The sequence below is a fragment of the Jeotgalicoccus huakuii genome, assembly GCF_036665975.1.
GTDB classification, from domain to species: Bacteria; Bacillota; Bacilli; order Staphylococcales; family Salinicoccaceae; genus Jeotgalicoccus; species Jeotgalicoccus marinus.
Genome location: NZ_JAVIYN010000013.1, coordinates 1 through 14,217, shown reverse-complemented (window position 1 = coordinate 14,217; position 14,217 = coordinate 1). Strand labels below are relative to the sequence as shown.

Annotated in this window: 14 protein-coding genes and 1 pseudogene; 6 read left to right on the top strand and 9 right to left on the bottom strand. The window is 37.6% G+C overall.

Annotated features, from left to right (window positions below):
• Nucleotides 1-91 precede the first annotated feature (91 nt).
• From V6E76_RS07765 to V6E76_RS07745, 5 genes are all read right to left on the bottom strand, one after another.
• Complete coding sequence (locus V6E76_RS07765; RefSeq protein ID WP_026867006.1) at nucleotides 92-481, bottom strand: hypothetical protein; 390 nt, start codon at nucleotides 479-481, stop codon at nucleotides 92-94.
• 68 nt (nucleotides 482-549) lie between these two features.
• On the bottom strand, nucleotides 550-1,053 hold the full coding sequence (locus V6E76_RS07760) for a sugar O-acetyltransferase (protein WP_156889162.1): 504 nt from the start codon (nucleotides 1,051-1,053) through the stop codon (nucleotides 550-552).
• 85 nt (nucleotides 1,054-1,138) lie between these two features.
• A complete protein-coding gene (locus V6E76_RS07755; RefSeq protein WP_247351870.1) occupies nucleotides 1,139-2,167 on the bottom strand; it encodes a M42 family metallopeptidase in 1,029 nt (342 codons plus the stop codon).
• Nucleotides 2,168-2,277: 110 nt separating this feature from the next.
• The gene (locus tag V6E76_RS07750; protein ID WP_198687246.1) at nucleotides 2,278-4,032 is read right to left on the bottom strand and encodes a GMC family oxidoreductase; all 1,755 of its coding nucleotides are present in this window, start codon (nucleotides 4,030-4,032) and stop codon (nucleotides 2,278-2,280) included.
• A complete protein-coding gene (locus V6E76_RS07745) occupies nucleotides 4,032-4,826 on the bottom strand; it encodes a gluconate 2-dehydrogenase subunit 3 family protein (RefSeq protein ID WP_198687245.1) in 795 nt (264 codons plus the stop codon). The genes V6E76_RS07750 and V6E76_RS07745 overlap by 1 nt, the downstream gene beginning before the upstream one ends.
• 288 nt (nucleotides 4,827-5,114) lie before the next feature.
• On the opposite strand from V6E76_RS07745, the gene V6E76_RS07740 reads away from it, so the two are divergent.
• From V6E76_RS07740 to V6E76_RS07730, 3 genes are all read left to right on the top strand, one after another.
• The gene (locus tag V6E76_RS07740; protein ID WP_198687244.1) at nucleotides 5,115-5,849 is read left to right on the top strand and encodes a hypothetical protein; all 735 of its coding nucleotides are present in this window, start codon (nucleotides 5,115-5,117) and stop codon (nucleotides 5,847-5,849) included.
• Between the two features lie 99 nt (nucleotides 5,850-5,948).
• On the top strand, nucleotides 5,949-6,683 hold the full coding sequence (locus V6E76_RS07735) for a class I SAM-dependent methyltransferase (protein ID WP_198687243.1): 735 nt from the start codon (nucleotides 5,949-5,951) through the stop codon (nucleotides 6,681-6,683).
• Between the two features lie 24 nt (nucleotides 6,684-6,707).
• Nucleotides 6,708-8,852, top strand: coding sequence for a DNA topoisomerase III (locus V6E76_RS07730; RefSeq protein ID WP_198687242.1), 2,145 nt, complete (start codon nucleotides 6,708-6,710; stop codon nucleotides 8,850-8,852).
• A 131-nt stretch (nucleotides 8,853-8,983) separates the two neighbouring features.
• Here the strand turns inward: V6E76_RS07730 and V6E76_RS07725 are convergent, their stop codons facing one another.
• The 3 genes from V6E76_RS07725 to V6E76_RS07715 form a co-directional block, all read right to left on the bottom strand.
• Nucleotides 8,984-9,301 carry a HesB/YadR/YfhF family protein gene (locus V6E76_RS07725; protein WP_499797757.1) on the bottom strand — a complete coding sequence of 106 codons (318 nt, stop codon included), beginning with the start codon at nucleotides 9,299-9,301 and terminating at the stop codon, nucleotides 8,984-8,986.
• 60 nt (nucleotides 9,302-9,361) lie between these two features.
• Nucleotides 9,362-10,048 carry a phosphoribosylaminoimidazolesuccinocarboxamide synthase gene (locus V6E76_RS07720; RefSeq protein WP_166626415.1) on the bottom strand — a complete coding sequence of 229 codons (687 nt, stop codon included), beginning with the start codon at nucleotides 10,046-10,048 and terminating at the stop codon, nucleotides 9,362-9,364.
• A gap of 173 nt (nucleotides 10,049-10,221) precedes the next feature.
• Nucleotides 10,222-10,815 (bottom strand): TetR/AcrR family transcriptional regulator, encoded by a 594-nt coding sequence (locus V6E76_RS07715; protein ID WP_026866999.1) that lies wholly within the window; start codon nucleotides 10,813-10,815, stop codon nucleotides 10,222-10,224.
• Nucleotides 10,816-10,962: 147 nt separating this feature from the next.
• On the opposite strand from V6E76_RS07715, the gene V6E76_RS07710 reads away from it, so the two are divergent.
• Nucleotides 10,963-12,165 carry an ABC transporter permease gene (locus V6E76_RS07710; protein WP_247351868.1) on the top strand — a complete coding sequence of 401 codons (1,203 nt, stop codon included), beginning with the start codon at nucleotides 10,963-10,965 and terminating at the stop codon, nucleotides 12,163-12,165.
• Nucleotides 12,166-12,192: 27 nt separating this feature from the next.
• On the opposite strand, the gene V6E76_RS07705 is transcribed toward V6E76_RS07710, so the two are convergent.
• Nucleotides 12,193-13,110 carry a DMT family transporter gene (locus tag V6E76_RS07705; protein WP_026866997.1) on the bottom strand — a complete coding sequence of 306 codons (918 nt, stop codon included), beginning with the start codon at nucleotides 13,108-13,110 and terminating at the stop codon, nucleotides 12,193-12,195.
• Nucleotides 13,111-13,267: 157 nt separating this feature from the next.
• Here V6E76_RS07705 and V6E76_RS07700 point away from each other — a divergent pair, with 157 nt between their 5' ends.
• On the top strand, nucleotides 13,268-13,780 hold the full coding sequence (locus V6E76_RS07700) for a CHAP domain-containing protein (RefSeq protein WP_247351866.1): 513 nt from the start codon (nucleotides 13,268-13,270) through the stop codon (nucleotides 13,778-13,780).
• Nucleotides 13,781-13,900: 120 nt separating this feature from the next.
• Nucleotides 13,901-14,217 (top strand): annotated as a pseudogene (locus tag V6E76_RS07695) (hypothetical protein); the annotation flags it as partial.

Here is a 14,217-nt window from a genome sequence, read left to right as displayed (position 1 = left end):
CTGTTTGTGCGCCAATGGCGGACTCTCTTTGGCGCGTATGATAAACAAATTAAAACGGCATCTGCAAAGTGCAGATGCCATTCTTTTATAATTAACCTCTTATGTTGTCAGTTTTCTTTTTAAAATCAAATTCAATAACTATGGGTAAAATAATCAAACAAAGCCAAAATTCAAATCGTGAAATATCGAGGATGGGCAAACGTGGCTCACCCCAAAATAGATTTAGAGAAACTATCAAAATAATAATGAATAAGTATCGGTTCCGACCTTCTCTCTTATCTTCTTTTATTTCCTCTACCTCGTCAGATGGACGTCTTTCTAAAACAGCCATCAACAAGATAAAAACGATGACCGCTATAAGTGGCCCAAACTGCAGACCGAAAGTTACCCATTCGTGTTCATGCAAAAAATCAAGCACTATAAAATTCACAAGGACTGCTGGAAATAAAAATTTAAAGGTAAAATCCTCTAACTTACGCACATTAAAATCACCTTCTGAAACTGGTCTTACTTTTCATTACCCACATCACTAACTGAAAAACCATAATTTTATTGGATTTTATCCTCTATGTTTTTCATAAATTTTGCTGGATTACCTGCCACAATAGTGTTTGGTGCGACATCTTTTGTCACAACAGAACCTGCTGCAACAACTGAGTTTTCACCTATCGTAATACCTGGCAAGATGGTGACATTTGAGCCAATCCAAACATTTTTCTCTAAGTTAATCGGTTTAAGATGCATCGTTCCACGGTCAGTCGGATCATAGTCATGATTAATTGTCGCCATCACAACATTATGACCAATCAAGCTACCGTCTCCGATTGTTATACCGCCCTGATCTTGAAAACGACAGCCTGAATTGATAAATACATTCTTACCAATATTAATATGCTTTCCAAAGTCAGTCGTAAATGGTAGAAAGACTCTAAAACTTTCATCTAGTTTATAACCCACAATTTCAGACATTATCTCTCTTGCCTCATCGTCTGTATGAATACCATTGTTCAGTCTTTGACATAACAATCTGGTCTCAGCTGAGACACTTTGCATTTCCGCATTTTCTTTTGAACCTTATGGTAGTATTTGATTTTCTTTTAAAATCTTCAACAATTCTTGCAATTCCAATTTGGATCACCTAGTTCTCAATATATTTTTTAATAAGTTCAAATGTATTCTTCAAGGCATCTACATGCGTTCTTTCCATGCCGTGACTGCTAGAGACACCTGGTCCGATTAAGGCTGCTCTAATGTTTGCCCCTCCAGATAATGCTGCTGATGCATCACTACCGTACATCGGGTAAATATCCACTGCGTAATTCAAGTCCTCTAATTTAGCGTATTCAATCAGTTGAGACGTCAGTTCGTAATCATACGGTCCTGAGGAATCTTTAGCACAGATTGACACATCATATTCAGTACAGTCTAAATCAAGGCCAATACAACCCATATCAACTGCTAGGAGTTCAGTGATTTCTTCTGGAATCCAAGCTGCACCATGCCCGACTTCTTCATAAGTAGAGAAGATAAACTTCAAATTCGTCTTCGGCTTAATATTTTCATCTTTTAGCATTTTTAAGATACTTACTAACAGAGCTACTGAGGCTTTATCGTCTAGGAATCTCGATTTAATAAAGCCAGAATCTGTGACAAACACTTTTGGATCATAGGCGATAAAATCACCATTTTGTATACCTAGCTTCTGTACATCTTCCTTACTTTCTACACGTTCATCGAGTTTAACCACTAAGTTATCGATATCTCTTTCTTTGGTTGCAGCATCCTTAAACACATGAATCGATGGTGACTTAGAAAGTATAGTTCCCGTATACACCTTATTATCCCTTGTGATGATGTCACAATATTCTCCGTCTAAAGTAGGTGTAAGTGGACCTCCTAATTTAGTAAGGGATAAAGTTCCATCACTATTAATGGAACGCACCATTAAACCTAAAGTATCCACATGTGCACTTAGGCCTCTAGTGGCATTTGTATCTTCACCTTCAACACTGACAATTAAATTACCTTTTGGAGTAACCTCTGTTTCATAACCAATGTTCTCAACTGCAGATTTTAAAAAGCGGATGGCATTCGTTGTATAGCCGGTTGGGCTATTAATTAATAGCAATTCTTTTAAGAATGATACGGTTTCTTCTTGTTTAAACATAAAGATATCCCCTTTATTTTAAGTTAAGTCCAGTATACACTTTCAGATAAGCATCGAACAAAAAAGTGAAGCCTTAGAATAATCTAAAGCTTCACTAATTAAATCAATATTTACGAATTTGAACTTTCTGTTTGTGGTTCTACAAGTTGTTCTTCCTCTTCAAGGTATCGCTCAACACCTTCAGCTGCACGGTAAGCTAGTGCACCGATTGTTGGTGTTGGGTGGTGACCACCGAACTGCGGAAAGGCTGAACCGCCAACTACAAATAGGTTGTCTACATCCCACATTTGTAGGTAGCTGTTCACTGCTGATGTTTCTGGGTCTGCACCCATCACGACACCACCTGTATAGTGTCCACCTGCATATACATGGTCGAATTCGTCTGGAAGTGGGTCTGCTTCTACAATATCAGCACCCATTGCTTCCATTATCTCAACACATTTTTCTACTCCGAACTTCCCAATCGGACGTTCGTTTGAACCAAATTTATAAGTCGCACGTAAGAGAGGATCTCCGTACTCATCTTTATAAGTTGGATCTAGGTCTAGATAATTGTGCCAGTATGACATCGCAATACTTGTATACCAAATGTGCAGTGCACTATAGGCATATTTAAGTGACTGTTTCTTATACTCAGCACCCCAGCTTGGTGTATCACTTGGATAGTTATTACTGCTGGAGATGGCACCAAAGCCATACTGCCTTAACTCAATCGCGCCTCCACCAATAAAGTCTAAATCAGTGTGGTCAAAGTTATCTGCTGCATAGTCATTAACTGCTGCACCTAGTGCACCAGCACCCATGTAAAGGTTCCACTTCTCATTTTCGAAGTAACCAATTGCACCATGGAAAGCAGAGTTATATTGACCGTTAAAGTTACGTCCAATAACACCTTCACGCGTTTCTGGATCGTACTGTTCACCGATATCAGACAACATAAGTAGACGGTTATTTGTAAATGCAAATGCAGCTAGTACAACAACGTCTGCAGGCTGTTCAAATTCTTCACCTGTTTGCTCATCTACATACATAACACCTGTCGCTCTTTGATCATCTTCGTTATAAAGGACACGGCGTACGTTTGCGCGTGTTCTTAATTCGAAGTTATCATGTCTAAGTGCAGTTGGTACTACTGTAGCAAGTGGATCTGATTTCGCATCAAAGTCACAACCTGCGCGAGTACAGAAAGAGCAGTACATACATGCATTGAGTTTTTCCCCGTCTGGGTTCTCATAGTTTTGAGACATGTTCCCTGCCGCGATTTGGAAAGGGTGTAATCCGAGTTCCGCTGTCGCATCTTTAAATAACTTAAGTGATGGTGTTTCGTTTAAAGGCGGGTTTGGCCATTCCATCTTACGCTCTGGCGCAAGTGGATCCTGTTCACCAGAAATACCTGCAGTTTTTTCCCACTTTTCATAGTAGGGTTCCATTTCCTCGTAGGTAATACCCCAATCTTGTAAGTTCATATCATCAGGGATCTTATCTTCACCGTAACGTTCTATTGTTTGGCTACGGATTTCAAATTCATATGGCCAGTAACGATACGTCGCACCTGCCCAGTGAACACTCGCCCCACCTACGTCGGCACCAAGTTGCATATCTTTCATTGTACGAATAGGTAAGGCTGTCTCATCAATTTCGTTTCTGGATGTAATTGTGTCACCTTTAAGTGATTGCATAATCTCAAATCTATTATCGAATCTAAGCTCATCTTTAACACCGATGTAGTCACTACGCTTCGCATTGTGTCCTTTTTCAAGGCCGACTACATTTTTGCCTGCTTTAGCTAATTCTGCACTGACGATACCGCCAGACCAACCCATGCCGACTACTACAACGTCTACTTTATCTAATTCGGTCGCCATTACATTCCGCCTCCTTGATACGCTCTTAGAGATTCTGGTTCAATCTCTTGGAACTCTTCTTCCATAATTTTATCCATCCAACCCATTCGTGGGCCTGGATATTGAATCATCTTCCAACCTTCCATATTGCGGTTACCGCCGTATGTAGGATCAGAATACACGCCTTCAATAGTTGTACTTCTTAGGAGTGAGAAGAAGGCAGAGGATTTCATACCACCTATTTCAACCTCATCGGCTTCAAATGCTTTTAGAATTTCGTCTTGTTGCTCTCCGTCAAGGTTCACAAACTCATCATCAAATTCTTCAACCGCATATTCCATCATACGTCTTATACCCATCAAGAACATTTCACCACGGTCCATCTTTTCCTGACGACCATGAGTGTCTGATGCCATTGGTTGATAAGGCCCCATACGATAGTCTGTTCCGTTCGTACCCCACGTACCATAGAGCTGCTTATCAATGAAATACGGCACACCAAGCTCGATTGCACCTGGACCGTTATCATCTTCTGGATAAATTCTTTCCGTTGCCGCAGCAAGTGCAGCAAAGTCCTCTTGTCTACTAATGAATGTTCTAGCATCCGCTAAAGCTTGACCCGATTCACCTTCGCCGCTAGCTGTTTCTCCACCAGTATTCGTCTCTGCTGAATCCCCTTCAGATTGGTCTTCACCGAACTTAAATCCAGTAAATCCTCCTAAAAGTGCCCCACCAGCAATCCCACCGGCAGCAACACCTGTTGTCTTCAGGAAATCGCGTCGCGAAAATATTTTCTCATCTTTCTCTCCAGCCATAATATCCCCTCTTTTCTATATTAAAGCGCATGTATGAAATCTAATCTCTTCTCCAGTTTATAGTCGTTACAGAAATATGTCAAAATTAAATTGAATTTCTAAAAATATCCTATTTATTGAAAATTTTTTGACAATTATATTAATCTTATATTCTTATATAAAGGAAGCAAATAGAATTTGTTGTGATTATCTCTCTGTAATATTTGTAACATATTTGAAATATAATATTACATATGCTATTTTAAGTGTAGAAATAAAGTTAGATATTCAGGAAGGATATTTCTTATAATGAAGAAAGTAACTTTATTTAGTACAGCTTTAATTGCAAGCGCTTTAGCTTTTAATGGATTAGGTGCAACAGCACAAGCGGACCAAGCTGAAGAACCCAGTGGTGCCAAAACAGTTTGGGGAGAGTATCTACCAAGTAGTACTGACCCAGATGGTGACGGATGGGCAAACACACACTTTGATGCGTCATGGATGCCACAAGAATCTCAAGACAAAATTAGCGACTTAAGCGTACAAAAAGACTCAGGTGAAATTACTCAAGTTGAATATAACGAAGCCGTTGCGGATATCTTTGCAAGTGAACAAAACAAAGGCATACCAGACGGATATGACGATCCAGCAAACGAACCAGTCAATGATAATAATGACGAAACACCAATTACTGAACCATGGACTGAAGAGAAACTTGCTGATCTAGCTCTAAACAATCCAGAAAAACTTAATGAAGCGCCGCTTCACGACGTACCTTACAATTATCATTTCACTTATGACAATCGTGAATTCTTCTTTAGCTATGATGGTAACGAATGGTCATGGTTATATGAGGATAAGGTATTAACAGAACCGACAGATGAAGCCTACCTCGCTAAGTTAGCTCTACACAATCCAGAAGTTTTAGATGAAGCGCCGCTTCATAACGTGCCTTATGATTTCAACTTCAAGTATGGTAGTTTCGACTTCCACTTTGATTATGATGGCACGTACTGGAATTGGTCATACGAAGTAAGTAAATAATTAAGTTAAGATATTTTGGCATACTGGGGATTACCCTCAGTATGCTTTTTTCATGTTAAATTAGTATAATAAAACAGTCTTAGTCAGGGGTATGCTCCAATGAAAGAAAATAAGTATGATAATCCGAAATTCTTTAATGCCTATAGTCAGATGGCACGCTCAGTCAATAGACTAAAAGGTGCTGGGGAATGGGAAATGTTCAAAACACTGTTACCGGATTTTAAAGATAAAAAAGTTCTTGATTTAGGCTGTGGCTTAGGTTGGTATTGTCGCTATGTAAGCGAGCAAGGCGCACATTCAGTAATTGGAGTAGACATATCTGAGAAAATGATTGGAAAAGCCAAGGACATGACTGATGACCCTAATATTACCTATCTACAAAGCTCGATTGAAGATGTTAATTTTACAGATCAATGCTTTGATGTTGTCATCAGTTCTTTAGCCTTTCATTACATTGAATCCTTTGATACAGTTTGTCAAAGTGTATACAGATGTTTAAAGACTGGAGGTACTTTTGCATTTTCTGTTGAACACCCTATCTTTTCATCTCGTCCCGAACAAGATTGGATCTATGACGACGATAGTAATCCTTTATATTGGCCAATAGATTATTACAACATAGAGAGTAAGAGAGATACACAATTTCTAGAATCTACGGTAACAAAGTATCACCGTACCTTCTCAACTTACATCAACCAATTGATTCAAGCTGGTTTTACTGTAGAATCATTTAAAGAAACTCTACCACCCGATGAAATTATAGGACGACCTAAAATGAAAGATGAGGTCCGTCGACCGATGTTCCTCATGATTCTAGTTACAAAAAATAGTTAGAGTACGCATGAAAGGATGAATGTTTTGGCAAAAAGTCTTGTACTTGCTGAAAAACCATCAGTTGCACGTGATATCGCACGTGTACTGAATTGTAAGCAGAAAGGAAATGGTTACTTAGAGGGTAACCAATACATTGTAACCTGGGCACTCGGTCATTTGGTGACCTTAAGAGATCCAGAAAAATACGATACTAAATATCAAAAATGGGATTTAAATGATTTACCTATGTTACCTACACCATTGAAACTGACTCATATACCTAAAACGACCAAGCAATTTAAAGCTGTTCAAAGTCAGCTTAATCGTAAGGATGTCAATGAAGTGATTATCGCGACAGATGCTGGTCGTGAAGGTGAGCTTGTTGCACGTTGGATCTTAGATTATGCAAGGGTCAATAAGCCTGTCAAACGTCTATGGATTTCATCTGTAACGGATAAGGCAATTCAAAATGGTTTTAAGAACTTACAGCCAGGTAATAAATATCTTAATCTCTACCATGCTGCCGTCGCTAGAAGTGAAGCGGATTGGTATGTCGGTCTCAATGCAACAAGAGCATTGACAACTAAACACTATGCCCAACTCAACTGTGGTCGTGTGCAGACACCAACACTTGCTATTATTCATGCACGTGAAGAAGCCATTAAGAACTTCAAACCGAGAATATATTATGGTATCGATGTACAAACACCTGTACTTAAATTCAAATGGCAAGATCCTTCCGGTAAAACAAGTATCTTTGATGAAAAGAAAGTCAAATCAGTAGAAGAAAAAATAAATGTTAAATCACTGACTATTAAAGATGTTCAGAAAAAACATAAAAAGCAACATGCCTCAGGACTTTACGATTTAACAGAACTCCAAAGAGATGCAAATAATATCTTTGGCATGTCAGCTAAAGAAACCTTACAGACAACTCAAAACTTATATGAGCGTCATAAAGTCTTAACCTACCCTCGTACAGATTCTAAGTTTTTATCGTCCGATATTGTAGAAACTTTAAAAGAGAGAGTACAAGCGAGCAGTAACGGAGAATTCAGCAAGCCGGCAGCAAAGATTTTACGTTCACCGATTAAAGCCCATGGCTCCTTCGTCAACGATCAAAAAGTAAGTGACCACCACGCCATTATTCCTACGGAAAGTCCGGTATTTTTTGCTGACTTTACCGAAAGGGAAAAACGTATTTATGAATTGGTTGTTAAACGTTTCTTAAGTGTCCTTCTGCCACCTTATGAATATGAAGAGACAACTGTTACTGCTGAGGTGAGTGGGGAAACACTTATCAGTAAGTTTAATCGTGTGATCGATCAAGGGTTCAAAATTTTATATAAAGAAGCAGCTTCAGATGTTGAACACAGCATAAAAGTTGGAGACACCCTTTCTATTAATAAGATTATTCAATCGACAGGTGAAACGAACCCACCATCAAGATTTACAGAGGCCTCTCTACTCCAAGCTATGGAAAATCCAGCTAAGTACTTTGATATGGCGGATCAGCATAAGAAAACATTATCCGCTTCAGGTGGCTTAGGTACTGTTGCAACACGTGCAGATATAATCGATAAGCTGTTTAATACGTTTTATCTGGAGAAAAATGGCCAGGCAATTAAGCTGACATCTAAAGGGAAGCAACTTCTAGAGCTAGCACCTGAGGTTTTAAAATCCCCTGTCACAACAGCTGAGTGGGAAAAACAACTGGAGCAAATTGAAAAAGGTCATTTGAAAAAGGATAAATTTATCGACTCCATGAAACAGCATACCAAAGAGATTGTCGCAGACATTAAAGCCAGTGAGAAAACCTTCAAACATGACAACCTGTCCGGTCGTGACTGCCCAGAGTGTGGTAAGCCATTACTTGAAGTCAAAGGCAAAAAAGGGAAGATGCTCGTCTGTCAGGACAGAGAATGTGGTTACAAGCGAAATGTCGCAAAAACTACCAATGCCCGCTGCCCTAACTGTAAGAAGAAAATGACCTTGAGCGGTTCAGGTGAAGGACAAATCTTCACTTGTACATGTGGTCATAGAGAAAAATTATCTACCTTCCAAGCCCGTCGTAAAAAACAGAATAAAGGTAAGGTCGATAAGCGCACGGTAAATAAATATGTGAATCAAAAAGAAGAACCGATTAATAATGCTCTTGCAGAACAATTAAAAGGTCTTAAATTTGATTAAAAAGTAAGAACAGGGTAGGAAATTGTTGATTTCCTACCCTGATTTTTGTTGATTTATTGATATACTCTTGTTTATATGACGTCGTTACTTTCACGATGGCACACAAATCAATCCGGTCCAGTATACCTGACCTACTGATCTATATACTCATACTTCACTTCATCTTTATCTTCATCAAAGGCGACTTTTAAATCATAGCCATCAAAGAACCACACATCTTGTTCTTCGATGTAAAACTCTATATCTTCTTTCTCAACATGCACTGCTTTCTTAGAGTCATCATTATCAATCTTAAATGCTAAAGAATAACCTTCTCGAATTGGACTTGTCCCATATATCTGGACGATGAATTGCACCTTATCTCCCGCTTCAAGTTCTACTTCATCTTTATACCACTTTAAAGCGTCATCGGTAATCGTAATGTTCATCAAACATGCTCCTCTCCCCATTGGTTACCTTCATTGTACTTAAAATGTCTCAAATATAAAAAAGTAAACCCTCAAGTTATCTTATTCATTGAAGAGATAAGCATTTAATTTCAACGGTTCAATATACGCTCCGTCTCTATATACACGCATATTGCCACCGGAGATTTCATCGATCAGTAAAATTTCTCCTGTTTCCTCATCATAACCAAATTCTAACTTGATATCATATAAGTCTAAGTCTTTCTTGGCTAATTCTTCTTTTATAATCTCACTGATTTTCACAGTTAAGTCTGTAATTTCCTTATAAGATTCAGCGGATAAAATACCCAAAGCTTCAAGGGTCGATTCACTGATAACAGGATCTTGGCGATCGTCGTCTTTTAAAGTCACTTCCACTAAAGCAGGTAAGTCAGCACCCTCTTCAACATAAGCACCATATCGTCTGTAAAAACTGCCGACTGCTTTAAAGCGACATACCACTTCTAATCCTTTACCGTAGACTGCCACTTTTCGAACTTTCATTAAGCGATTTTCAATGTCAGCACTGAGGAAGTGTGTTGGAATGCCACTTTCGTTTATTTTTCCAAAGAAATAACTCGTCAATTCTAATCCAGCCATACCTGAACCTTCAACTTGTAACCCTACTTGGTTTTCTCCTGGATCAAAGACGCCGTCTTTACCTGTCATATCATCTTTAAAATATAGTACAGTGTCACCATTCTGATCTTTGAAAACATCTTTCGTCTTACCCTGATAGATTAATTCCACTACAAACACACTCCTAAAGTCAGTATATATGACTAACATTTTACTGGTTAGGTGTGTAATTATCAAGTAAATGACGAATAAAAATTGGATTTTATGTTAAAATGTTCGTATTAAACTAGGAGGCAGACTAAAAATGATAATATTTACACATTAAAACGAACATTAACGAAAGTTTAAGACTCATAAAAGCCCATCACTTTTGCAGGACCCTGTAGGACGATTTTAAAGATATAGTCTGCAGTTTTTTCTATATCCAGCTCATCTTCTGAAGTATATGAATATTTAACTAAGCCGATGAAAATTGAAGTAAATACAACCACTAGAACTTCTTTCGGAATATCATAATGCATTCGTTGTAAATGTTCACTAAATTCACCTTCAACTATAAACAACATCTTATCTTGCAATTTCTTTTCAAAAGAGTTGATATAGTTAGATTGGAGAATAAGCTGCATCAATTTTTGATTCTCCTCATAGCATCGCAATACCTGAATTAAGGTGTCGTAACGAGATGGTAAAAACTCTTGCTTGAAGTCTTCAGTCGGTAAGTTTTTCCGAAAGACATCCTCTAATTTCTCAATCATTTCATTTTCAAACTGCTTCATCATGTCATACTTATCTTCAAAGTGTAGGTAAAAAGTCCCTCGATTAATATCTGCCTTTTCAGCAATATCATTAATAGTAATGTGATGTAAGTCTTTACTTTTCATTAAATCAAAACACGCATCGATAATTGCTTGTCTGGTCTTCTTTTGTCTTCGGTCCATAGTGTCCCTCTTTTCTTAATGAACATATTTAATTCAAATATTGAGTACTCAATAAAATGGCGGTTTTTGCTTATGGCAACTGATTTAAATGCAGAATACAATAAAGTCACAAGTTATTCAACAATATGTTCATTAAGGAGTGTTTAAATGGATAAACTAAAAAATTCAAACAAAATTTTTCTAGTCCCAATTTTATTTGTTATCGTCTTCACCTTAATCATGCTTCCAGCATTCTCACCAATAGTCAAGGTAGAACCGAATAATATGCCAATCGGTTTAGTCATTAATGATGAAGGTGAAATGGGACAAACGATCGAAAATCAAATCAGTGAAAACGCACCGGATATGGTGTCATTCACATCTTACGATTCTGTTGATGAAATGGAAGATGCAATGGATCAACGTGATATTTATGGCGCAATAGAACTACCAGCGGATTTTTCAGAGAATATTATGAGCTTACAATCTGCAGAAATGACAAAAGCAAATATTAATATATATGTTAATGAAGGCGCTTCTGCTATGGCTGCGTCTCAAATCGAAACAGCTCTAAATAATATGGTCTCCATGATGAATCAGCAGATCAGCAAACAGATTGTTTCAGGTATTGAGACAAAAACAGAAGAAATGAAATCTCAACTGCAACCTGTCTTAGAAGCTCAAGGTTCAGATAGTCCACTTCAAGGATTATCTAATATGATTTCACCAATTTCACCAGATATGGTCGACGCTATATCTAATCCCATTGAATCTGAGGTAATTAAGGTCAATGAAGCAGGAAGTCTCGCAAACATTCCAATGGCATTCCTTGCGTTTACATGGATTATTTCTATTGTTGGTGCAGTCATGCTGTACTTCTCAGATAATGGCAAAAGGTTTAATAGTCTTGGACAAAAGTACAGCTTTAACTTAGTTCAATCTATAGCACCATTTGTTTATGCACTAACAGCAGGATACTTCGCAACTTGGTTTTCAACATTAATTATGGATATTCAGTATCAGTCATTTAATACAATGGCCTTGTACTTATCACTAGTAATTGCAGCCTTTATGTTGATGATTTTTGCAGTGCTCAAATGGCTGAAACTTCCGAGTATAGTACTATTTGTTCTCTTGATGTTCTTTAGTATGGCAGCAATTCAATTACCACCGGAAATGTTACCTGATTTCTATAGAGATTATATCTATCCTTGGGTACCTTTAAGAATATATGCAGATGGATTAAAAGAAATTCTTTTCTTCAGTAAAGAATTAAATAATGGTTACAGCATGATATTTGTGTGGATCATTATCACTTCTCTTATCTTCATCTGGCTGAAGAATTTTAACGAGAAAAAGAAAACAGCATAAAATAAGAGGCTAGAGAATCTGAAATCTCTAGCCTCTTTTCAATTTACGTTTCATCCATAGTCGCTCTAAATAACCCGTACCAAAGAGTACACCGGCGACAATAAACACAAAGCCAATCAATTGGGTGGCAGCTATTTGTTCTTTTAAGAAAATAACAGAGAATACGACACCAAAGAATGGGACAAAGTTATTAAATATTGCAGTTTTAGAAGCACCAATTTTTTGAATAGCTGAGTTAAAGACCATATGACCAATACCTGTCGCTACAACACCGGATAAGAGTAATATTCCGTATACACCAATTGTCGAATCAGTCATCTCAGACAATCCAGATGGTTCAGTAATCAAACTAATACCCAGTAGTCCAAATGATCCAGCAAGATTCATAATCGCTGTAACCTGTTTAGAATCCAAAGTCGCCGTCGCCTTTTTAATAAAGACAAAACTAATGGCTTGTGCAAACATTGATAAAAACAAGACAAATTCGCCTTGTGATAATTGTAACCCTGAAAATGAACCGCCTTGTATAAAGAAGACACCGATTAAAGCTAAAACAAATCCAACCGATCGCATCTTAGTTAGTCTTTCATTTAAAAATATCATGCCTAATATTGCTGTGGCTAATGGCACTAAAGATAATATGAGTGAACCTGTTGATGCTGGCGTCGTCATCAAACCTATCGCTAAAAACAGGTGGTGTATCATGACCCCAAAAATCATACCAAAAGCAGTAAACACCCACTCTTTTATAGTTAAAGCTCTCAATGACCTTCCAAAAATAACGATAAGCATAGCAGTTACACCAGCAATCATTATCCTAAATGCTGTCATGGTATGTGGAGGAAGGTTCTCTACTAATACCTTTAGAAATACAACGTTAAGTCCCCAAATTGCAGTAATTAGAAAAACAAGACCATAAGTAAATATAAGACTTTGCTGCTTCAAGATGCCACCCCGCAATCTGACTTTATTAATTTCATTTATTTTCTCATAAGTGGATAAAATAAACGATATTAAATGCTTGGGTCATCCTTTTATTTGACCTAGGACGTGTATTCTTTAAAATTATAACCAGAAAATATAATCATAATGAGTTGATAAATTGAAGCACATAATTAATACAAAGAATATTGTACTTGTTACTTTAATAATATTGTTAGGCCTATTCGGTTTCTATCTATATAATACCTATCATGCAGAAGATCCTCCAACTTGGATGGCAAATATTAAAGAAGATATAAGACAAATGAGAGATCCAATGCATCACAACACTTATGACAAAGGTGAATGTACCTATTATGTATTCGATAAAGTCAAAGCTGATGGCAACATGATTGAAAAATCATGGCGTGATGCTGAACACTGGGCGAATAAGGCTGAAGAAGATGGCTATATAGTAAATAACACACCAAAAGAAGGTGCGCTTTTACAGACTGACATAGGCCCAATTGGTCATGTGGCTTATATTGAGCATATAAATGAAGATGGTTCAGTCCATATATCTGAAATGAACTTACATGAAGCTTATGAGATTACAGAGCGAACAATCGATTCAGAGCAGTTGGAAGCTTATCAAGTCATACATCCTAAAGAAAATCCACATGCACCAAAATAGAGCGATAATAAAGTTGAAAGTGTAATTCATGTAATATTTTTGTAATATAATTGCAATATTTATTTTACCGTGTTATTTTGTCCGTATAGATAAAGTTAGATATTCAGGAAGGGGATTTCTATGAAGAAAGTAACTTTATTGAGTTCATTATTGGTCGCGGGTGCGTTAGCATTCACTGGCCTCGGTAACAAAGCAGAAGCGGATGAAATTGAATTTGACGCTGCGAAAACCGTTTGGGGTACCTTACAACCAGCAGAATCTGATATAGATGGTGATGGTTGGTCAGATGGTGGATATGATTTCGACTGGCTACCCAAAGCACAACAAGACAAAGTTGAACAACTTGCAGATCAACAAGAGGCAGGAGAAATTACTCAAGTAGAATACAATGAGGCAGTTTCTGATATATTTGACGAAGAACACGCCTTACTCAATGG